Genomic DNA, 22,871 nt, shown 5'->3' with positions numbered 1-22,871 from the left:
CTTAATTATTATTCACATTATCTGTACTTTCTTCAACTTCATCTGCTGGCTCATCATTTTGTTCGGTTTTTGATATATCTTCTTTTGGTTTTTTCTCTTCAGGATTAGTATCAATTATTGAATTTTCTTCTGTTACATTTTTGTTTTGGATTTGATTTTCGTTTTGGATTTGCCCTTGATTTTTAATTTCATATTGATTTTGTCTTTCATCTTGATTTTTGCTTCCATCTTCGTTAGATTTATAATCATATCCTTCATTACTTTCATTGTCATAATTGAAGTTATCGTATTCATAATATCCACTATCTTCTTTTCGCCATCCACTTAATTTGTACTTTCCAAATACCTTATCAACCAATTCCCAGGTTTTTTCATAGTCTGGTATATAATAGCTTATTCCTTCAATATCATTTGCTACTCCTGGAACTGTATAAGTAGAAAATTTATCAGATGAAAATTTCGAAATATTTTGTGCAAAATCAAGCATTATGTTAAGTGGAACATTAGTTTTTACATACTTAAAATAAGATTCTACAAAGGTTGGCAAGTTCATGGTTTTAGATTTCCTAACCATTTCATTTACTATATTTTTCATAAATTCTTGCTGAGTAGAAACTCTTCCAAGATCTCCATTATTATAAATTTTTCTAGTTCTTAAATACCACAAAACGTCCATACCATTCATATTAGTCTTTCCTGGTCTAAGATGAACATCTCCATGGTCAATATTTATACCATCTGGAATTGTATATTCTACTCCACCCATAGCATCTACAATTTTAACCAAGGCATCATAGTTTATTTCAGCATAATAATCTATATCAAGACCTAAAAATTTTCTTAATGACTGAAGTGTAAGTTCTATTCCTCCATAGGCATGAGCATGATTTGCCTTGGTAAATTCTTCCCTAACCTTTATCCTTGAATCTCTAGGTATAGATAAAAGATCTATTTTACCAGTTTCAGAGTTTATCTTACAAAGCATTATGGTATCAGTCCTTGTAAAATCAGAGTTACCTTCATCATCTCCATTTACATCAACCCCCACCAAAAGCATCAAAATCTCATGAGGGACTTTTTGTTCCTTATTCTCATCCGCAGCTGCAAGGCCATAATTTGAAATATTTTTCTTATCTTGTAACTTATTTAAGATAGCATTAGATCCGAAATATGTTATGGCTATAACTAAAATACTAACTAAAAATCTTTTAAACTTCATCATAACTCCTTCTTATCTTGTAATTATAGCATAGTTGTTACATAAATAAAATAAAATTTACAAGTATGGTATAATTATCTTATGATTAGACTAATTACTATAGATATAGACGGTACTCTTTTAACATCAACTAGGAGTCTGCCGAAAAAAAACAAAGAAATGATTTTAAAAGCAAAGTCGATGGGCTGTCACATAGCCCTTGTTAGTGGAAGACCTTTTTCTGGGATTTTACCTTATGTAAAAGAACTTGACCTTGAAGGTGAAGGTCACTTTTCTATCTCCCAAAATGGATCATATATTTTTGACAACCACACTAAGGAGATTATTACAGGAACCTATCAATATCCCAAAGACCTTATTCTACTTGATAGGGCCCTAGAAAAGTTTAAAGTTCAAATCTCAGCTATGGATGATAAAAGTTTTTACACAAGACACAAAAATCCCAATATTTTAACAAGACTTGATTCTTTTATCACAAAACTTAAATTACAAAAAATTAATTATAACAACCTTGATAAGAATAAAACTTTTGGTAGATTTTTAATAATGGGTTGGCCTTGGAATATAGAGAAAGTGATGAATAATATGCCAAAAGTTGTAGATGATAATTTTTACTATGTAAAGACTGCCCCTATCCTTATAGAAGTAATGAATCCAAAAACAAACAAGGGACATGCTATTAAACTAATGAGTGAAAAATTAGGCTTTGCACTTGATGAAATAATGGCAATTGGAAATGAAATGAATGATATACCTATGCTTGAAATGGCAGGCTTTGCTGTAGCTATGGAAAATTCCAACGACTTATTAAAACCTCATTCTGACTTTGTTACAAAGTCAAATAATAAGGCAGGTGTAGGATATGCTATTAAAAGACTTATAGAAAATAATTTTGAAAAATATACAAACTAAAAAGAGAGTGATTTTGAATTGAACCTATCAATCTGGAATTCTGATTGATAGGTTCAATTCATTTTACCTACTCTCTTTTTTGATTTTTTTATATTTTAAATATGAATTTGCTGCCATAAGTATTGTTACTAAAACTAATATCCACCAAAATGGTCTACCCTTCCAATACTGGATTACTGTGAGTATTATAAGCAAAATTAAACTTATTAGACTAGTTAAAAATTCAAGACTTTTATAGTCTTTTATATTATTTTTCATCTTTTTCTATAACTTCTTCCAAAGTCTTCCAAGATAAAAGTGCACATTTTACCCTCTGAGGCATATTGGAAATATTTTGGAAAGCTGCTGCATCTCCAATTTTTTCCAAATCTTCATCACTTACGTCTTCTCTTTTAATCATGGCAATATAAATTTTCGCCATTTCTTTAGCTTCTTCTAGTGTTTTTCCAACAATTTCATCACACATTACAGATGTTGCAGCTTGACTTATAGCACATCCATGACCAGTAAAGGCGGCATCTGTAATTTTGTTTTTATCTTCATCATATTTTAATTCTAAAACTATCTCATCTCCACATGAAGGATTGTGTCCTGGCTCCTTTATATCAGGAGCTTCTAATGTTCTTTTATTTCTTGGATTTCTAGAATTTTCTAAAATAACTTGGGTGTATATATCATTTAAGTCCATTATAATCCCATTACCTTTCTTACATTTTTAAGCTCTTTTGCAAAATATTCTACTTCTTCTTTAGTATTATATATTGCAAATGAAGCTCTGCAAGTTGAAGATACACCTAAATAGGTATGAAGCGGCATAGCACAGTGGTGACCACTTCTTACAGCAATCCCATTCATATCAAGGATTGAGGCAATATCATGGGGATGTATATCACAGAAAGCAAAGGATAAAACTGAACCTGTATTTCTTTTTTCTGGGAAAAATATTTTTATATTATCTATATCTTTTATAAGGTCATAGGCATATCTTACAAGTTCATTTTCGTGTTCATATATATTATCTATTCCAATTTCATTTATAAAGTCAATAGCTGCTGAAAGTCCTACAACTCCTCCAACATCTTGAGTTCCCGCTTCAAATCTTTGAGCTGGTTTTGCAAAAGTTGATTCTTGTTCATAGACATATTCAATCATATCTCCACCAAGGTTATAAGGCTTAAGATTTTCCAAAAGACTATATTTCCCAAATAAAATACCAATTCCTAATGGCGCATACATTTTATGCCCTGAAAAAGCAAGAAAATCACAATCAATATCTTTAACATCTATAGCCTTGTGAGCTGCAAGCTGGCAAGCATCAACTATAGAAATAGCTCCTACTTCATGGGCAAGCTTAGTAATCTTTTTTACATCGGTCATCTCACCTGTTACATTCGATGACGCAGTTATTGCTACAATCTTAGTTTTATTTGTAATCTTATCACGAAGCTGATTATAATCTAAAGAAAAGTCTTCGTTTAGGTAAACATACTTTAAAACAGCACCCTTTTCTTTGGCAACTCTTTGCCAAGGTACAAGATTTGCATGGTGTTCTAGAATTGATATTAATATCTCATCACCTTCTTTTAAATTTTCACTTGCATAAGAATAAGCAAGAAGATTTAAAGACTCTGTTGCATTTCTTGTATATATTATCTCTTCAGGTCTATTAGCATTTATGAAATTTCTAATTTTTTCTCTAGTTTTTTCATAAACTTCTGTAGCCTTCCAAGAAAGATAATGTGAGCCCCTATGAGGGTTTGCATTTGAATACTTATAGTAATCTGCTTGAGCATTTATTACTGAAAGTGGTTTTTGGCTTGTAGCTGCTGAATCTAGATATATGACTTTTTTCCCGGTTTTTTCTGCATCCAAAAATGGAAATTCATTTCTTATTTTTTCTATATTCATCTAATCCCTCGTATTCATTGTGTGTATTTTATACCTTAACTTTTCTCTTAATTCTTTATGATCTACCTTATCAATAGTAGGTGCAAAATTTGCTTCAAGCATCAAGCTTTCAGCCTTTTTCTTAGAAAATCCTCTACTCATAATATAAAATAACATTGATTTATTAAGTCTGCCCACACTTGCAGCGTGCTCACCTGCCACGTCTTTTTCTTCATTTAATAAAACTGGCGCTGACCTATTTATAGCATCTGGGCTAAGCATCATAGCATAATCACCTATCTTGCCATCAGCTTTTATGCAACCTCTTTTAAGATCAACTACACCTTTCCACCTTTTTTCAGCCTTACCTTTTAAAGCCCCATTAAATAGGCAGTTTGATGAAGTTATTTCACCTTTATGTTCATTAAAGCTAGCTATATCTAAGAATTCATTCTTGTCTTTAAAGTAAATTCCATTTTCTTCAAGACTTGATTCATTTCCATCTAGGAAGTTTTTTATAGAAACATAAGATTCATCTGCTTGTAGTTCTATATAAGATATATCAAGTTTTGCCCTATCATTTATAATTGATGATATTTGTTGGAAATTTGAAGAATTTTCTTGTATATCAACTACTACAACAAGCTTGACAAAGGAGTCTTCATCAAGATTAACCCTTATCAAGGAATTTATAATACTTTTTGTCTTTTCAGATTGGGAAAAGTTAAGTAAAAATGAAGATTTTGAATTTTTTCTGGCATTTATATCTATTTTTGTTACAAGTTGATTCGACTTTGAATCAAGGTTAAGATTTATAAATTCAAGTCCACTTTCTCCTTCAATCTCCCTATATATATTAAGGTTATTAAATTCTTTATTTTCTTTTAAGAAAGCTTCTGAAAGTCCATATGTCTTTGGTGCAAATACCTCATCAAGATTTTTATTTTCTTTATTTGAACATTCTTTATTAAGGTATTTTTTAAATTCATTTATACTTGGAGCTTTTTCACTGTAATTTAATTTTGTATAAGACCAAGTAGGTTCTCTCATTACATTTACTTTTTCCATCAGCCATTAGCTCCTTCCAATTCCATATCTATTAGATTATTCATCTCTACTGCATATTCTAATGGTAATTCCTTGGCAACTGGTTCTGCAAACCCTCTAACTATCATGGACTTAGCCTCGTTTTCTGGAATACCCCTACTCATTAGGTAAAATATTTGTTTTTGGTCTAAAGAGCCAATTTTTGCTTCGTGACCACAGTCCACTTCATCATTTCTTATATCAAGAGTTGGTATTGTATCAGACTTAGACTCTCGTGAAAGCATTAAGTTTTCACAATCTATAGTAGATTTTGAACCCTTTGCTTTTTTACCGATTTTTACATATGATCTTGTCATAGACTTACCACTTCCTTGAGTTATAGACTTTGTAAGGGCTGTAGAGTAAGTGTTTGGTGCGTTATGAATCATTGAACAACCATTATCTATATATTGTCCATCTGATGCAAATGTAATTCCTGTATACTCTGCCCTAGCTCCTTCTCCATTAAGAACAGTTGTAGGATAAAGCATGGATACTTTTGAACCAAATGAACCTGATATCCATTCAACTTTACCATTTTCTTCCACTATAGCTCTTTTTGTATTTAGATTATACATATTTCTAGACCAGTTTTCTATTGTAGAAAACCTAACATCTGCATCTTTGTGAACAAAAATCTCTACACTACCTGCATGTAGATTTACTACGTTGTACCTTGGTGCAGAACATCCCTCTATAAAATGAACTTTTGCACCTTCTTCTGCAATTATCATGGTATGTTCAAATTGTCCTGCTCCAGGAGCGTTAAGTCTGTAGTAGGATTGAAGTGGTATGTCTACATTTACTCCTTTTGGAACATAAATTAAAGATCCACCTGACCAAACTGCTCCATGTAAAGCTGCATACTTGTGTAGTGTTGGTGGAATTGCTCTTTGAAAATATTTATGAACTATGTCTTCATGCTTTTTTAAAGCCGTATCAAAGTCTGTAAAAATTACACCTTGGTCTGATAAATGTTTTTGAATTGAGTGATAAACTTCCTCACTATCATATTGAGCACCTACACCTGCAAGAGATTCTTGCTCCGCTTGAGGTATTCCAAGCCTATCAAATGTATCCTTTATCTCTTTAGGTAGGGCATCCCAATTGTCCTTTTTATCAGTTTTAGGCTTAACATAGGTTGTTATATCCTCTATATTAAGCTCAGATAGGTCTGGTCCCCATAGTGGATTTGCTGTTTTTTCGAAAATTAAAAGTGATTGTAGTCTTCTTTTACGCATCCACTCTGGTTCATTCTTCTTTCTTGATAACTGCTCCACAATTTCTCTATTTAAACCCTTATCAGATATATCAGAGTATTCAAACTTATCAATAACATCATAGATACCCCTATCTATATCCTTAAAGCTTGATTCATCAAATTTCTTTTCTGTCATATTAAACCCACTCATATCCTTCTTTTTCAATTTTTTCCATTAATGATGCATCTGATGTGTATTTAATTTTTCCATCTTTAAGAACATGAACATAGTCTACGTCGATATTTGCTAAAAGCTCATTGTGGTGAGTTACTACTATAACTGCATTATCTTCTGATAAATAATTTTTAATTCCTTCGCTTACTATCCTTACCGCATCAACATCAAGACCTGAGTCTGTCTCATCGAGCATAGCAAGTTTTGGATTTAGGATTTTAAGTTGTAAGATTTCAGACTTCTTTCTTTCTCCTCCTGAAAATCCAACATTTACATATCTATAAGCATATTCTTCAGAAAGTTTTAATTCTTCCATTTCCTTCTTTAATTCCTTGTTAAAGCCTAAAATTGAAGGTTTTTTTCCTGTAACTTCTTCTTTGGCTTGTTTTAAGAAATCTCCAAGCCTAACACCTGAAATTGCATCTGGTGATTGGAAGGACATAAAAATTCCAGCTTTTGCTCTCTTGTCTGTTGTAAGGTCTGTAATGTCTTCACCTTCAAAATAAATTTTTCCTTCTGTTACATCATAAATCGGATTTGCCATGATAGCATTCATTAAGGTAGATTTACCTGACCCATTTGAACCCATAATCACATGAACTTCACCTGCATTTACCTTTAAATCTATTCCTTTTAATATTTCAGTATCATCTACTGAAACATGTAAATTTTCAACTTTTAATAATTCTTTCATTTAATACCTCTTTAAATAAGTTTAAGAAAAAACAAATATTCCTATATTTTCATAAATATAATATTTCTGTTAAATTATACCATTTTTACCAGCTTTATACATTATAAAGTATACTACTTTAGTATGAATTGTCAAAACTTGAAATTTTAACATTTATCTTATAAATTTGAAATTAATTTTCCTATCTGCTTTTATATAATCTTCTCTTTTAACATAATCTATTAACATCCTATTTATGGGCTTATCTACAGAATAAATAATCTCTTTTCCCTTAAACATCCAATAATCTCCTCCACCCAAGGCCCTATATTGGTTAGTAACAAGCTTAAATTTGTCATCATCTTTTACTTCTTTTCCCTTATATTTTAAGCTTACTAGTCTTTGATTGAGCGATTTATTTAAGTCATAAATATATTCTATACCATAATAAAAATCATAATTGTAGCATTTTATTTTAGGTTTAAGATAGGACTCATTTACCTCAAAGTTTCCATTTTTCTTAATGAAGTACATCGAATTTAAGCAAAGAGCCTCTTTAAGCTCTCTTCCATTAATTTCAATTACTGCAAGAGTATTATTGAAAGGATAGTTGTTTAGTATATCCCTTCTTGTAATATTTTTGCCAAGTCCAGGTGCCTCCATAAGAAATATGGAAGTAGAAGAAATATCAGCATCTGAATTTTCTAGTTGAACCTTATTTACAAAATTAGGATAAGGATGTCCATGAAATCTTGCATAATTTGTATCTAAAATTCTAAGGTCATCTCCTACCCCCAATTCTTCATTTAACCAATCTGCCATCGATTCTTCTATATAGGAATATTTCTCTTTTATAAGTTTGTTTTCTTCTACAAACCTTGTGTCTTTTAAAGATACTTCTTTATTTATAATGTTTTTATCATCATCAAGTAAAATCTCAACCTTTCCCAAAAACTCTCCTCTATAGCCTGGCTGACAAATAGCTACATCATCAATTATTTGAGATAATTTTCTATGTTGATGGCCTGTAAGAATTACATCAATTCCTGGAATTTCCTTTAAGATTTTATACCCTTCATTCTCTCCGATATTAGTATCAGTTATCTCCCCTGTTTCAAGATCTTTTTCAAAACCTCCATGGTAAGCTATTACTAAAATATCTACCTTATCTCTTAATTTTTCTGAAAGCTCTTTTGCCTTTTCAAAGGCTGATTCAAAAAAAAGATCCTTGATATTATCCTCTAATTCCCAATTTTTTATATACTGCGTTGAAAGCCCAATAATCCCAATTTTTATTCCATTTTTTTCAATTACCTCATACTCTTTTGCAAAATCTTTGCCATTTTCTTTGATATTTGCACAAAGGTATGGAAAGTTACAGGATTTCATATATTTCTTTACATAGTCTTTACCATAGTTAAAACCATGATTTCCTAAAACTCCTATATCATATCCAATAGTATTTAGAATATTTGCAAGATATGATATATTTGAACTTTCATATACATATTCAGCAAGGACTGATCCTTGAATAAAATCACCCAAATCTATTAAGAGTGTATTCTCATCTTTTTCTTCTTCAATAATAGTAGAAAGTTTACTTAGGCCAATGTTTTTTTCTTCCTTACTAATATAGTCAGTAGGGAAAATATAGCCATGAAGGTCACTTGTAAACAAAAGTTTTATTTTCATAAGCCCTCCTTTTCTAGCAAAAAAAAACACTTTTTATAAAAGTGTTCTCTTATAATAAGTATTTTATTTTATTTAAACTATATTTCAACTAATAATCGCTTAATTCATTTTCAACTAAATCAACTAAAGCTTGAACAGCTTCTTTTTCACCTTCTCCTTGAGCTTTTATAGTAATCTCATCACCCTTACCAGCACTCATAGAAAGTACAGACATGATAGATTTAGCATTATAAGATCTGCCATCTTTTTCAACATTTATATCACAAGCATGTTTCACTGCTTCTCTAATAAAGATTGATGCAGGTCTAGCGTGTAAACCGATTTCATTTACAAGCGTGACTTTTTCCTCGTACATAATTCCTCCATTAATTCGTTGCTATTTCAAAATAGTATAATCTTAGACTTTATTTATATAATAGATTCTTTAGTTATTATTATACACGTTTTTATAATAAAAACAATAGCAAACGATTTTACAAAATCTTTCTTGCATTAATGTATAAAATAACTCAGCCTATATACTATCATTTGTAATCTTTTCTAGAAATTATTATATCACTAAAAAAATATTTGACAAAACTTTTTTATATATTTTCGCAAAATAAATATAAAGAGGGTCATTATCCCTCTTTATTTTATCCATTTATAAATCAATCTAATCTTTTTAATAATTCTAATAAGAATTTATAGTTATTTTTAGTAGATTCTATATTAAGCCTCTCATCTGTAGAATGAGCACCTTCAATCTCTGGACCAAATGATACCATTTGGGTATCTTTTAAATCTTGTTTTAAAAGTCCACACTCAAGTCCACCATGAGTTGTTAGAACTTTTGGATTGTATCCAAATAAGTCCTTCCATGTTTTAATCATTTTCTCAAGTAATATACTGTCTTCTCTTTCCCATCCAGGATATTCATTGTGACAATATAGTTCTGCCCCATAGGCTTTAACTTGCTTTTTAATTTGGTCACGTCTTGCTCTTTTTGCTGATGTAACTTCACTTCTAGTAAGTACTATAAAAATAATCTTATCCTCATCTTCATCTATAAGACCAAGGTTTGAACTTGTTACAAGAGAGCCCTTATATTTTTTGACAACTCCATCAGATACTGCTAATACTGCATCTGTCATTCTTTGAGATAAATCCTTTGATAAAACTTTACTTCTCTTTTCTACACTTTTAATTTTTATCTCACCCTTTGGATCAGAACCTTTATATTCATGAAGAATTTCTTCTTTTACTTCTTCTAACTTTTTAAGAGATTTATCAAGGTTTTTAACTTCTATTATAGCCCTACTTTGGGATGGTATAGCATTTCTCTTAACTCCACCTGAAACTTCTGCAATTCTTACATCTTCTAGACTATCTATCATACGGAAAAGTCCTTTAATAGCATTTAGTCTATACTTATCAATTTCCATTCCTGAGTGACCGCCTTGGAAATTCTTTAGTTCAATTTCTACAAAGTCTCCATCAGATTTTTCATATTCTTTATCAAATGAAAATTCTATATCCATTCCCCCAGCACATCCTACAGTGAGAATTCCATTTTCTTCACTATCTATATTTAATAGATATTTTGGATTTTCTAGTTTATCTGTATCTAAGTTATTAACACCAACCATTGATGTTTCCTCACCTGTAGTTATGAGAACTGAAATTGGACCATGTTCTATCTTATCATCATCTAAAATAGCAAGGGCAAAGGCTAAAGCTATCCCATCGTCTGCTCCAAGTGTTGTAGCCTCTGCTGTAAGCCATTGTCCATCAAGTAAAAGTTTGATTGGATCTTTTTTAAAGTCATGATCTGATCCATCTTCTTTCACAGCCACCATATCCATATGACCTTGAAGCAATACTGAAGGATAATCTTCATAACCTGGACTTGCTTCTTTTTTTATAAAAACATTTAAGACATCATCTTGCCAATATTCTAAGTTTCTTTCTTTAGCAAAGTTTACTAGGAAATCTGATATTTCCTTTTCATTTCCACTTTCTCTTGGTATTTTGGATATTTCTCCAAACCAATGAAATACTTCTTTTGGTTCTAAATCTTTATATTCCATATTACCTCCTAATTCCTACCAATACTATACTAGTATTGACTAAAATATAAAAGCATCTGACAAAGTTGAATCTCCCATAAGTCTTTTATTTGCCCTATATTCTAATATGTAGTAAAATTTTTATATAAAATTAATGTGGAGAGATATATGATTAATACTTATTTATTATGTGGAGGTCCTTCAAGTGAGCATGATATTTCCCTAAGGAGTGCCCTCAACATTTCAAAAAATTTAAACAAAGACAAATATAAACTAAAAATTGTTTATGTTAACAAAAAAGGATGCTTTTCAAAAGCTTTTGACTTTTATGAAACAGATGATGAATTTGACTTAGTTAAGGATTGTAAAGATAACCTTCTTGAATCAATCTCTGATTTCTTATTAGATATAAAAGACCTTGATAAGGATAAATTGATGATAATTCCATGTATCCATGGAACATATGGCGAAGACGGAACTATTCAAGGTTTTTTAGACTGTCTTGATGTTGCTTATATTGGAAATGGTCTTTTATCATCATCAGTATGTATGGATAAGGTTACAGCTAATGATATTTTTGAAAAAAACAAATTATCACAGGCAAGATACCTTTATGCAAAAAAAGATTCTTTTGATGACAATTTTATAAAAAAATGTGTAGAATATATAAAATTTCCTATGATTGTAAAACCTTCTGCCAATGGTTCATCAGTAGGAGTAAATAAGGCAGAAAATATTGAAGATTTAAAAGAATATGGAAAAGAAGCACTAAAATATGATGAAAAAATTCTTGTTGAAGAGGCTATTCGAGGTCAAGAAGTTGAAATCGCAGTAATTGGAGATATTAACCCTAAAGCAAGTAGACCAGGTGCCTATACAACTGACCATGTATTTCTAGACTATGATGCCAAATACTTTGATAAGTCTACCAAAGAAGCCCTTCCTTATGAAATGGATGAAGATGATGAAAAAAGGCTTAAAGACTTTGCAATAAAATGCTATAAGGCTTGTGATTGTGAAGGATTTGCAAGAGTTGACATATTTTATAGAGACCATGACTTCTTTATAAATGAAATAAATACCTTCCCAGGTTTCACACCTTCATCATTTTTTGCAAGACTTTGTGAAATTTCCTTTGGCCTAAATTTTACAGAAGTTTTAGACCTACTTATAGATGAAGGTTTTAAAAGATATAAAAAAGGAGTTTTAAATGATTGAAAGAACGCTAGGTCACATTTGTAAGATGCTTGGTGGAGAAATTTCAGATCCATCATCTTCTGATGTTATTATTAGAGGAGTTTCTATAGACTCTAGAACTATACAAAATGGAAATCTTTATATACCCATAGTTGGTGAAAAATTTGATGGTAGAATCTTTATAGAAGAATGTGAAAAAGCTGGAGCTCCTTGCTTTTTGATAGATAAAAATTTCAAGGTTCCAAAGTCAGTCACTATTCCATATTGCATAGTAGATGATACAAAAAAAGCTCTCCAAGACTTAGCCAAAGCTTATAGGAATGAACTTGATATAACAATAATTGCCCTTACAGGTTCAAATGGAAAAACTACAACCAAAAACCTAATACATGCAGTATTATCAGAAAAGTACAGAGTTGAAAAAACTCATGGCAACCTAAATAATGAAATAGGTGTACCAAGAACTATCCTATCATTTTCAGATGATACTGAGATAGGAGTTGTAGAAATGGGTACAGATGATTTTGGAGAAATATCTCTTCTTACAAACATTGCAAGACCTGATATAGCAGCTATAACAAATATAGGTGATGCCCATCTTCTTAAACTTAAAACAAGAGAAGGCATTGCAAAAGCTAAGTTTGAAATAATAGAAGGTTTAAAAGAAGATGGATTATTTATCTACAATGGTGATGACGAAATCCTAAAAAAGGTATTTCCAAACTATAAGCTATCACAAAAAGTCCTAACTTTTGGTCAAAATGATGATGTCGATTTTAAGGTTAAATCTTTAAGTCTTACAAATACTTACACAAGATTTATCTATAAAGATGAGGAATATACCGTTCCACTACTTGGAGCCCACCAAGTTTACAATGCAGCCTTGGCAGTTTTGATTGGAAAAATCTTTAAGCTTTCATACAAAGATATTAACAACGGCCTACTAAAAGCAAGTAATACTGGAAATAGGAATGAACTTATCCAAAGAAATGGCTTTGATATCCTTAATGATGCCTATAAATCTAATCCTCAATCCTTAAGAGAAGGGCTAAACCTTGCAGGAATACTTGATGGATACATGAACAAAATCGCTGTATTAGGAGATATGCTTGAACTTGGAGAGGATGAAGAGAAACTTCACTATGAGTCAGGTCTTGAAATAGATCCTAAAAAAATTGACTATGTTTTATTCTATGGACCTCTTTCAAAACAAATGCACAAGGCAAGCCTTAAAAACTTCTCAAAAAATAGATCTCTTCATTTTGAAAATAAAGATGATTTAATTGACAAGTTAAAGCAAATAATAACAAAATCTAGCCTTGTCTTTGTAAAGGGGTCAAGAGGGCTTCATATGGAAGAAATTATAGAAGCAATTTATAACTTTAGGATATGATTAATATAGAAGTAAAGTTAATGGAGGAATTATGATATACACAGTAACTCTTAACCCGTCAGTTGACGTATTTTTAGAAGTTGAAAATTTTAATTTTGGTGATAAAAATCACGTTTCTAATGAATTTACCCTTCCTGGTGGAAAGGCCATCAATGTTTCTAGAGTTTTAAATCAACTTAACATACCAACTATTGCAACTGGATTTATAGGAGGTCATCAAGGAGCTTTTATAGAAGAATGGTTAGAAAAAGATAAAATCATGACTGATTTTGTTGAAATAAAAGGCTCTAACAGAACAAATATCAAGCTTTTGCTTGATAAAAATGAAACCACAATAAATTCTAAGGGGCCATATATAAGCCATGAGGAAATAAATGAACTTCTTTATTATTTATCAAGGGTTGGCGAAGGTGATACTATAATAATGGGAGGCTCTGTTCCACCTTTAAAAGACAAGTTGGACAATGATATATACTCAAGAATGGTATCTATAGCTAAAGCAAATAGGGCCAACTTTATAGCTGATATTCCAGCGGAATATTTGAAAGACGTTATAAAAGAAAAACCTATCCTTGTTAAGCCTAATAGTGATGACCTAAGTATAATTTTTGATGTTAAAATAGAATCTCTAGAAGATATTGATAAATACGGAAAAAAAATCATAGAAATGGGTGCTCAAAATGCTATAGTATCCTATGGTAAAAAGGGTTCCATGTTCTTTACAAGGGATGGACATTCCTATGTAGCTGAAGAAATTGAAATCAAAAATTTAGTTAATTCTGTATCTTGTCGTGATGCTATGATAGGTGGATTTATTGGAACATTTGTAAGAACAAGTGATCCGCTTGAAGCATATAAGGTAGCGGTTGCTGCTGCTACTGCAACAGCAGAGGTATTAGACTTACCAAGCAGAGAAGAAATTGAAGAAAAAATCAAGAAAGTTGTTATTAATCAATTTTCTTAAAACTTAAGAACTGGAGAAAAAATGAATAAAAAAACAATAAGTATAATGCTAGCCTACGTAGGTGTACTTACAGGAGCAGGACTTGCAAGCGGACAAGAGCTTATGCAATACTTTATATCCTTTGGCACACCAGGACTTTTTGGACTTATTATAGTCGGCGTTTTGCATATACTTATAGGCGGTATTATATTACAACTAGGAAGCCATTATTTAGCAGAAAGCCATATTGATGTCCTTGATGAAATATCAAATAAATATGTGAGTAAATTTATGGACTTTTCCCTTATAGTAAACTGCTTTTTGATGGGATTTGTAATGATAGCAGGAGCAGGTTCAAATCTTAAACAACAATTTGGTTTTAAGGCTTGGGTTGGTGCTCTTATTTGTACCTTACTTATAATCTTTGTTGGAATGCTAGACTTTGAAAAAGTAACCCAAGTTATAGGAGCTTTTACACCACTTATAATTATTTTTGCAATAATCGGAGCAATCTTTACATTTGTTAAAGTAAAACCAAATTGGAATATGCTTAATTCGCTAGGAAAATCACTTCCTAATCCCCTACCAAATATAGGGCTTTCTACAATTAACTATTTTGGTCTATGCATGATGAGTGGCATATCAATGGCATTTGTACTAGGCGGATCTAGAACAAACTCGGCTAAGGCTGGAATTGGTGGAATGTTGGGAGGACTTTTAGTAGCAATACTAACTGGACTTGTGGGATTCACCCTATTTTTTCAGCTGCCAAATGTAAAAGATTCTGATATACCTATGCAAATAGTTTTAGAGGAAATTCACCCATACCTAGGGTTGTTAATGTCAATAATAATATTTGGAATGATATTTAATACTGCCATATCCTTATTTTATGCTGCTGCAAGAAGATTTTCTGATACTGAAAATAAATCTAGAAGAAATCTTGTTATCTTTACCCTTATAGGATTTGCCCTATCATTTTTAGGTTTTAAACAACTTATGTCAGTTCTTTATCCAATATTAGGATTTTTAGGAATGTTCCTTACTACAATTCTTGTTTTATCATGGTTCAATGAAAGAAAAGAAATTAAACATGAAATGAGAAGAAGATTTGGCATTAATGTCCTAACTAAGAGAAAACTAGATGATAGTGAAGAATTTGGAAAAGTGGAAAAAGAAAAACTTGATAGACTTATTGAATCTTCAATAATAGATAATAAAAATATCAAAGAAGCTGTTAATGAAGAAGTAAAAGAAGATCTTAAAGAAAATGAAAAAAACAATTAATCTATAAATACAATAAAAGGGGCTGTTGCAAAATTAATAAATTTTGCAACAGCCCCTAATTTTTATAATTAATATTTACCTAGATACCCATTATGATTTTTGCAACTTCAAAGTAGCATAATAAACCAATTGAGTCTACTATAGTTGTTATAAGTGGGCTTGCCATAATGGCTGGGTCAAAGCCGATTTTTTTGGCTCCCATAGGAAGTAGGGCTCCTACAACCTTTGCTATAACTATAATAATAAATATGGTTAGGGCAACTATAAGAGAAACTTCAGAACCTACCTTATCAAATAACATACATTTACCAAAGGCAACTATAGCCATAACTAAACCTATCATTAGTCCTATTTGAAGTTCCTTAAATACCACCTTATACCAATCTTTAAGCTCAACATCACCTGTAGCCATACCACGAATAACTAGAGTTGATGATTGGCTTCCTGCATTTCCACCTGAGTCTGTAAGCATAGGTATAAACATATTAAGAGCTATAATTGACTCTATAACCTGTTGACTTGACTTGAGTATAGTTGATGTAAAAGAAGCTGATATCATCAAAAACATAAGCCAAGGAAGCCTATTTTTGGCAAGCTTAAAGGCTGATGTTGTAGAATACTCTTCTTCGTCTGGAGTAATAGCTGCCATTCTTTGGAAGTCCTCTGTAGCCTCAAGTTCCATTACGTCCATGATATCATCTACTGTGATAATTCCTATAAGACGTCTTTCACTATCTACTACAGGAAGAGCAGTAAAACCATACCTCATAAAAGTTTTGGCAACCTCCTCTTGGTCCTCATAGGCTTCTACACTAATAACATCTTCATACATCAAATCTTTTACTTTGGTATCTGAATCACTAGTTACAATAAGTCTTAGTGAAACATATCCTAGTAAGGACTTTCTCTTACTAGTTACATAACAAGTATATATAGTAACTTTTGTTGAACCAACCTTTTTTATCCTATCTAAAACTTCTTTGCATGTCATTTCTGGTTTTACTTCTACAAATTCTGTAGTCATCAAGCTTCCGGCAGAATCTTCTGGAAATTGCAAAAATTCATTAACCTTTTTACGAGTTTCTGCGTCAGAGTTTTTAAGCATCCTCTTAACTACAGTCGCTGGCATCTCTTCAAGAGTATCTATTACATCATCGAAGTTCAATGCGTTAACTATAGAATCAATTTCAGGATCTGTTATAGAGGTTAAAAGTCTGTGTTTACCCTCATTTTTTAGCTCTGCAAATACTTCTGCTGCATCGTCTTTTCTAAGCAATCTGAAGACAATCAAAGATTGTTCATTGTCAAGATCTGACATAAACTCTTCTATATCTACTGGATTAGTTCTCCTAAGGGAATCCTTTAAATTAGGAATATCCTTAGCCCTCAAAAGCTCTTCAAGCTCTGCAATTCTTTGCTCACTGTTGTAGCTTTCCATATTATCATCCCTTTATATCTTCTAATAAGACCTCTATGGCCTTTTGAAACTGTTTATCCTTATCAAGATTTTCTATATCTAAGCTAAAGTCTTTGTCATTATCAACCTCTACGTCAGGTTTTACACCAATTTTATGGATTTTAGTTTTGTTTGGTGTAAAATATTCACTAATTGTAATCTTTACACCAGTTCCATCTTCAAATGGGAAAATTTTTTGAACAATTCCCTTACCAAATGATGTTTTGCCAACAATCTTAGCCCTAGCTCTATCTTTAAAAGCTCCCGCCAATATTTCAGAAGCTGAAGCGGAATTTTCATTTATAAGCACTGTCATAGGGGTAGTATCAGCTTCACTATCGCTTTTTTCTACTATTTCTTTTCCCTTTTTATCTACAGTAGATACTATAACTCCCTCATCAAGAAATGTATCAGCTATAGCCAAACACACATCTAGGTTTCCACCTGGATTATTCCTTAAATCAAGTACAATACCATTTACATTTTGAGCTTTAACACTTTGAAGTTCTTTTGCAAAATCTTCCTTTGTAACTTCTTCAAATTGTTTTAATTTTATATAGCCAATTTTCTTGTCATCTTTTTCTACGATTTTACTATCAACTGTATCAATCTTAACATTTTCTCTTTTTACATTAAACTCAATTTCTTCAGTTTTTCCATCTTCTTTGAGTCTTAGGACTGTAATCTTAACTTCACTTCCTACATCACCTTTAATCTCGCTTACTGCCTTTTCTAATTCATTTGCACTATAAGACTTATCTCCGACCTTTGTAATGTAATCTCCAGATTTTATCCCAGCTTTTTGTGCAGGAGAATCATCAAATACAGAAATAGCCTTAATATAGCCTTCTTCACTTGCTTGGACAATTACACCAATTCCTGCATATTCTCCATTAACACTTTCCATAAGCTTGTCAAATTCTTCCTTACTATAAAAAGAAGTATAAGGATCATTAAGACTTTCAAACATCCCTCTTAATGATCCATCATATAACTTACTCTCATCATAATCAAATAAGAAATTTTCATCTATAAGCTTTTTCATGGCATCCATCTGAGCCATATGTTTTTGATTTTCCTCACTCATCATAGGGTTATCATTAGATGAGTTTTTGCCCAGAGTAAAACCAGTAAAGCCTACAGCTATAGTTAGCAAAAAAGCTAATAAAACTTTACCTATCTTTTTCATAATACCTCCATACATCTATATTAATTTACTTAAATAAAAAATAAATCCCTTGTATTATTATATTTTAACACATAGAGATTTTTTTTAAAACAAAGTTAAGTAATAAAAGAATTTAGAATTTTGGCTAAAATACACTATAATAAGATATAAAATAAATATATGAAAAAACTTACTTATGTGAAACTCATCTGACGAAAAATCACTAAATCCATAAATATATCTTTAAAAAATATAGTAATAGGATATAATGGCAAATATATTTAATTTAAAATAATATTATATCAACTATTTTTCATTTCTAGATTTATTAAAATAAAAATCTTATAATATTAAGTATTTTATTAGAGTTCTCTATACCTATCACAAATAAGCTGAAACCAAAAATAAAGCATCTTAACTAAAATATCCTCTTTGATTTAAGAGGACATTTTAATATATACTTTTAAAATTTTATTAATATTTAAATTCAAAATACTTTTCAACGAAATTTTGTTGAATAGTTGGTTTTAAGTTCTCCTTTGCTTCTTCTCCCTTAATCTTTTCTACTAATTTTAAAGCTAGATAAATTGTTGTAGCAGCTCCTCTGGATGTTAAAACATTACCATCTTCTACCACTAACTCATCTTTTTTATATTCTCCAATATCTTTAAGTTCGTCTTCTATAGATGGAAAAGATACACATTTTTTATTTTTTAATACACCTGCCCTATCTAGAACTATTGGACCTGCACAAATCGCAGATATTATTTTTCCTGTATTTTCAAAGTTTTTTACAACTTCAATAACCCTATCGTCATCTCTTAATCTTTCAGCTGCCTTTGTACCTCCTGGTATATAAATAGCAGAGTATTCATCGTTATTTATCTCATCTATTCTCTTATCTGCCTTAATAATAATATCATGAGAGCCACATACATTTAGATCATCTTTTATAGAAGCTGTATCTACTTTTATATCAGCTCTTCTAAGATAATCCACTACTGTAAGAGCTTCTACTTCTTCACAGCCGTCTGCCAAAAATACTAATACTTTTTCCATAATTCCTCCTTTAAAGTTTTCATTATACCTATACCCAAAAAATATTTTTTACAAAAAACCGAAGCTTAGACCCCGATTTTAGTAAATGTTATTTTCTTCTTTTTTTGCTAACAAATAAAGCAAATGTACTCGCTATAAGGGTTGCAATGATTGCACTTATACTTGTTACACGAGATTTGATATTTTCTGATTTAATTTCTTCTTTAATTTTCTTAAATTTTTTAGTATTTTGAGTTTTTCTAAAACTTTTATTTTCTTTAGCTGATATCTTATCTTTATTTGTATTGTCTATAATGGCTACTATATCATAAATTTCTTTTAACCTTTGGTAATCATTTTCTAACCTTTCAAGCTCAGCTATCTCTCCTTTCCTTGATTATAATAAGGCTATAGAAACTCAATAAATTATTATATCATAAATATCTAAAAATCCTATATACATATTCTCCTTACAATTGTAATTCAATATAAAAAAAGAAGGTCATATGACCTTCTTAAAAATTATAGATTAATAAAAATCTTATTTATTTTTTCTTTTCTTTGATGCAAAAAGTCCACTAACAGCGGCAGCTATTGTTGCAACTATACCAGTAGCTGATCCTACTCCTGTTTTTACATTATCAGATTTTTTAACATAATCATTTTTGATTGCTGATTTTTCAGATCTTCTCTTTGGAGATTCTTCTGTTCCTGTAGCTTTAACTTTTTGTTCAACTAAATCACTACCATTAATAGTATCTACTGAATTATCTGGATAGGTGATTGTTGCTGTTCCATCTTTGCCTACTTCGACTTTTGTTCCTTCTGGGAATTTGTCTTTGTTTGCTTCCTCAATTTTCTTCTTAACTTCTTCTTTTTCTTTGTCAGTTAAGTTGTTTTTATCTTCGACTTTTGTCTTTTCTGGAATTGATGGATCGATTTTTTCAGCGTCTGTTTTTGCTTCTACTAAATCACTACCATTAATAGTATCTACTGAATTATCTGGATATGTGATTGTTGCTGTTCCATCTTTGCCTACTTCGACTTTTGTTCCTTCTGGGAATTTGTCTTTGTTTGCTTCCTCAATTTTCTTCTTAACTTCTTCTTTTTCTTTGTCAGTTAAGTTGTTTTTATCTTCGACTTTTGTCTTTTCTGGAATTGATGGATCGATTTTTTCAGCGTCTGTTTTTGCTTCTACTAAATCACTACCATTAATAGTATCTACTGAATTATCTGGATATGTGATTGTTGCTGTTCCATCTTTGCCTACTTCGACTTTTGTTCCTTCTGGGAATTTGTCTTTGTTTGCTTCCTCAATTTTCTTCTTAACTTCTTCTTTTTCTTTGTCAGTTAAGTTGTTTTTATCTTCGACTTTTGTCTTTTCTGGAATTGATGGGTCTATTTTCTCAGCATCTGTTTTTTCTCTCTCAACTATTGTTTGTTCCGGTGTTAGAGTATTTGTTGAATCATCTTTGTAAGTTAATGTTACGCTTCCATCGTCTTTAACTTCTACTTTTGTTGCTTCTGGATTTGCTTTCTTAACTTTTGCTTCAACTTCTTGCTTTTCTTCCGGTGTTAATTTCTCTTTGTTTTCAACAGTTGTCTTTTCTGGAGCTACTGCTGGATTCTTTTCAGCTTCTGTTTGAACTGGCTTAGCTTTCTCAACTATTGTTTGTTCCGGTGTTAGAGTATTTGTTGAATCATCTTTGTAAGTTAATGTTACGCTTCCATCGTCTTTTACTTCTACTTTTGTTGCTTCTGGATTTGCTTTCTTAACTTTTGCTTCAACTTCTTGCTTTTCTTCCGGTGTTAATTTCTCTTTGTTTTCAACAGTTGTCTTTTCTGGAGCTACTGCCGGATTCTTTTCAGCTTCTGTTTGAACTGGCTTAGCTTTCTCAACTATTGTTTGTTCTGGTGTTAAAGTATTTGTTGAATCATCTTTGTAAGTTAATGTTACGCTTCCATCGTCTTTTACTTCTACTTTTGTTGCTTCTGGATTTGCTTTCTTAACTTTTGCTTCAACTTCTTGCTTTTCTTCCGGTGTTAATTTCTCTTTGTTTTCAACAGTTGTCTTTTCTGGAGCTACTGCCGGATTCTTTTCAGCTTCTGTTTGAACTGGCTTAGCTTTCTCAACTATTGTTTGTTCTGGTGTTAAAGTATTTGTTGAATCATCTTTGTAAGTTAATGTTACGCTTCCATCGTCTTTTACTTCTACTTTTGTTGCTTCTGGATTTGCTTTCTTAACTTTTGCTTCAACTTCTTGCTTTTCTTCCGGTGTTAATTTCTCTTTGTTTTCAACAGTTGTCTTTTCTGGAGCTACTGCCGGATTCTTTTCAGCTTCTGTTTGAACTGGTTTAGCTTTCTCAACTACCAAATCTTCACCTTTTATTGTGTCTTGTGACTTATCTGGATAGGTGATTGTTGCTGTTCCATCTTTGCCAATTTCTACTTTTGTAGCTTCTTGACCTTCTTTTGCTTGTGGGAATACATCTTTGTTTGCGTCTTCGATTTTCTTCTTAACTTCTGCTTTTTCTTCTTCGGTTAGATCTTCTTTGTTTACTACCGGAGTTTTTTCAGGAGTTAATGGATTTGTTGTATCAGCTTGTGTCTTATCTGATCCATTATCGTCTACACCTTTTGAGTGACCTGTTACTGGTACTTCAAATGTTTGACTTCCACCTTCAAAGTCAGTATCTTTAACTGTTACAGTTATTGGTCCATCTACTTTTTCAGTTGGAGTTACTAAGATATTTCCATTTTCATCTATTAACACTGCTAATTCATTGTTATCTTCGTCTTTAGCTGTTATTTCTGTTATTGGTGTTTCTTTATCTTGATTTTCTACTTTCACTCCTGTTGCTTGTTCTTCATCGCTTGGATTAACAACTACTGGAGTTCCTGTTAGTTTTGTCTTCTCCCTTACCAAATCTTCACCTTTTATTGTGTCTTGTGACTTATCTGGATAGGTGATTGTTGCTGTTCCATCTTTGCCAATTTCTACTTTTGTAGCTTCTTGACCTTCTTTTGCTTGTGGGAATACATCTTTGTTTGCGTCTTCGATTTTCTTCTTAACTTCTGCTTTTTCTTCTTCGGTTAGATCTTCTTTGTTTACTACCGGAGTTTTTTCAGGAGTTAATGGATTTGTTGTATCAGCTTGTGTTTTATCTGATCCGTTATCGTCTACACCTTTTGTGTGTCCTGTTACTGGTACTTCTTTTGTGATGATGCCTTCTGGATTTTCATCTGTCTTGAAGTCTTCATCTTTGATTGTAACAGTTATTGGTCCATCTACATTTGTTCCTGGTGTTACCTTGATTTCTCCTGTTTCTGGATCGACTTTTACTGGAATTTCTGTTCCGTCTTCATCTTTGGCTGTTACTGTTGTTGGTGTAGTTTCGTCTTGGTTTTTAACTGTTAAACCTGTTTTTTGTTCTTC

The 22,871-nt window shown here is 31.5% G+C and carries 18 protein-coding genes and 1 pseudogene; 5 read left to right on the top strand and 14 right to left on the bottom strand.

Translation table 11 applies throughout. The features are described from left to right. Position 1 precedes the first annotated feature (1 nt). Positions 2-1,219: an LCP family protein gene (locus FYJ26_RS09035; protein ID WP_154541708.1), complete on the bottom strand. Its 1,218-nt coding sequence runs from the start codon at positions 1,217-1,219 to the stop codon at positions 2-4. Positions 1,220-1,300: 81 nt separating this feature from the next. Here FYJ26_RS09035 and FYJ26_RS09030 point away from each other — a divergent pair, with 81 nt between their 5' ends. Beyond that, the gene (locus tag FYJ26_RS09030; RefSeq protein ID WP_154541706.1) at positions 1,301-2,131 is read left to right on the top strand and encodes a Cof-type HAD-IIB family hydrolase; all 831 of its coding nucleotides are present in this window, start codon (positions 1,301-1,303) and stop codon (positions 2,129-2,131) included. A gap of 63 nt (positions 2,132-2,194) precedes the next feature. Here the strand turns inward: FYJ26_RS09030 and FYJ26_RS09025 are convergent, their stop codons facing one another. From FYJ26_RS09025 to pepD, 9 genes are all read right to left on the bottom strand, one after another. Further along, positions 2,195-2,389, bottom strand: a complete 195-nt coding sequence (locus FYJ26_RS09025; RefSeq protein WP_154541704.1) for a hypothetical protein — start codon at positions 2,387-2,389, stop codon at positions 2,195-2,197. Continuing rightward, a complete protein-coding gene (gene sufU, locus FYJ26_RS09020) occupies positions 2,379-2,819 on the bottom strand; it encodes a Fe-S cluster assembly sulfur transfer protein SufU (protein WP_154541702.1) in 441 nt (146 codons plus the stop codon). The genes FYJ26_RS09025 and sufU overlap by 11 nt, the downstream gene beginning before the upstream one ends. Next, the gene (locus tag FYJ26_RS09015; protein ID WP_154541700.1) at positions 2,819-4,039 is read right to left on the bottom strand and encodes an aminotransferase class V-fold PLP-dependent enzyme; all 1,221 of its coding nucleotides are present in this window, start codon (positions 4,037-4,039) and stop codon (positions 2,819-2,821) included. The genes sufU and FYJ26_RS09015 overlap by 1 nt, the downstream gene beginning before the upstream one ends. Beyond that, on the bottom strand, positions 4,040-5,086 hold the full coding sequence (locus FYJ26_RS09010; protein WP_154541698.1) for a SufD family Fe-S cluster assembly protein: 1,047 nt from the start codon (positions 5,084-5,086) through the stop codon (positions 4,040-4,042). It lies immediately after the preceding gene. Continuing rightward, a complete protein-coding gene (gene sufB / locus FYJ26_RS09005; RefSeq protein WP_154541696.1) occupies positions 5,086-6,516 on the bottom strand; it encodes a Fe-S cluster assembly protein SufB in 1,431 nt (476 codons plus the stop codon). The genes FYJ26_RS09010 and sufB overlap by 1 nt, the downstream gene beginning before the upstream one ends. After that, the gene (gene sufC / locus FYJ26_RS09000) at positions 6,503-7,234 is read right to left on the bottom strand and encodes a Fe-S cluster assembly ATPase SufC (RefSeq protein WP_154541694.1); all 732 of its coding nucleotides are present in this window, start codon (positions 7,232-7,234) and stop codon (positions 6,503-6,505) included. The genes sufB and sufC overlap by 14 nt, the downstream gene beginning before the upstream one ends. 153 nt (positions 7,235-7,387) lie before the next feature. Continuing rightward, entirely contained in the window at positions 7,388-8,905 is a 1,518-nt protein-coding gene (locus FYJ26_RS08995) for a bifunctional metallophosphatase/5'-nucleotidase (protein WP_154541692.1), read from the bottom strand. A gap of 88 nt (positions 8,906-8,993) precedes the next feature. Then, complete coding sequence (locus tag FYJ26_RS08990; RefSeq protein WP_154541690.1) at positions 8,994-9,260, bottom strand: HPr family phosphocarrier protein; 267 nt, start codon at positions 9,258-9,260, stop codon at positions 8,994-8,996. A 295-nt stretch (positions 9,261-9,555) separates the two neighbouring features. Next, positions 9,556-10,974 carry a beta-Ala-His dipeptidase gene (gene pepD / locus FYJ26_RS08985; protein WP_154541688.1) on the bottom strand — a complete coding sequence of 473 codons (1,419 nt, stop codon included), beginning with the start codon at positions 10,972-10,974 and terminating at the stop codon, positions 9,556-9,558. A 147-nt stretch (positions 10,975-11,121) separates the two neighbouring features. Here pepD and FYJ26_RS08980 point away from each other — a divergent pair, with 147 nt between their 5' ends. From FYJ26_RS08980 to FYJ26_RS08965, 4 genes are read left to right on the top strand one after another with little or no spacing between them, the layout of a single operon-like run. After that, positions 11,122-12,171 (top strand): D-alanine--D-alanine ligase family protein, encoded by a 1,050-nt coding sequence (locus FYJ26_RS08980; protein WP_154541686.1) that lies wholly within the window; start codon positions 11,122-11,124, stop codon positions 12,169-12,171. Then, entirely contained in the window at positions 12,164-13,543 is a 1,380-nt protein-coding gene (locus FYJ26_RS08975; protein WP_154541684.1) for a UDP-N-acetylmuramoyl-tripeptide--D-alanyl-D-alanine ligase, read from the top strand. Before FYJ26_RS08980 ends, FYJ26_RS08975 begins: the two co-directional genes overlap by 8 nt. A gap of 31 nt (positions 13,544-13,574) precedes the next feature. Next, positions 13,575-14,507 (top strand): 1-phosphofructokinase family hexose kinase, encoded by a 933-nt coding sequence (locus tag FYJ26_RS08970; protein WP_154541682.1) that lies wholly within the window; start codon positions 13,575-13,577, stop codon positions 14,505-14,507. Between the two features lie 21 nt (positions 14,508-14,528). Continuing rightward, positions 14,529-15,773, top strand: coding sequence for a YkvI family membrane protein (locus tag FYJ26_RS08965; RefSeq protein WP_154541680.1), 1,245 nt, complete (start codon positions 14,529-14,531; stop codon positions 15,771-15,773). Between the two features lie 79 nt (positions 15,774-15,852). On the opposite strand, the gene mgtE is transcribed toward FYJ26_RS08965, so the two are convergent. The 4 genes and pseudogenes from mgtE to FYJ26_RS10835 all read right to left on the bottom strand — a co-directional run. Next, positions 15,853-17,211, bottom strand: a complete 1,359-nt coding sequence (mgtE, locus tag FYJ26_RS08960) for a magnesium transporter (RefSeq protein WP_154541678.1) — start codon at positions 17,209-17,211, stop codon at positions 15,853-15,855. A gap of 4 nt (positions 17,212-17,215) precedes the next feature. Beyond that, positions 17,216-18,418: a S41 family peptidase gene (locus FYJ26_RS08955; RefSeq protein ID WP_154541676.1), complete on the bottom strand. Its 1,203-nt coding sequence runs from the start codon at positions 18,416-18,418 to the stop codon at positions 17,216-17,218. Positions 18,419-18,871: 453 nt separating this feature from the next. After that, positions 18,872-19,456, bottom strand: a complete 585-nt coding sequence (locus FYJ26_RS08950) for a DJ-1 family glyoxalase III (RefSeq protein ID WP_154541674.1) — start codon at positions 19,454-19,456, stop codon at positions 18,872-18,874. Positions 19,457-19,976: 520 nt separating this feature from the next. After that, positions 19,977-22,871 (bottom strand): annotated as a pseudogene (locus tag FYJ26_RS10835) (hypothetical protein); the annotation flags it as partial.

The organism is Anaerococcus porci, assembly GCF_009696575.1.
Classification (GTDB): domain Bacteria; phylum Bacillota; class Clostridia; order Tissierellales; family Peptoniphilaceae; genus Anaerococcus; species Anaerococcus porci.
The sequence above is the reverse complement of the archived record's forward strand: the minus strand, read 5'-3'. Positions and strand labels throughout refer to the sequence as shown.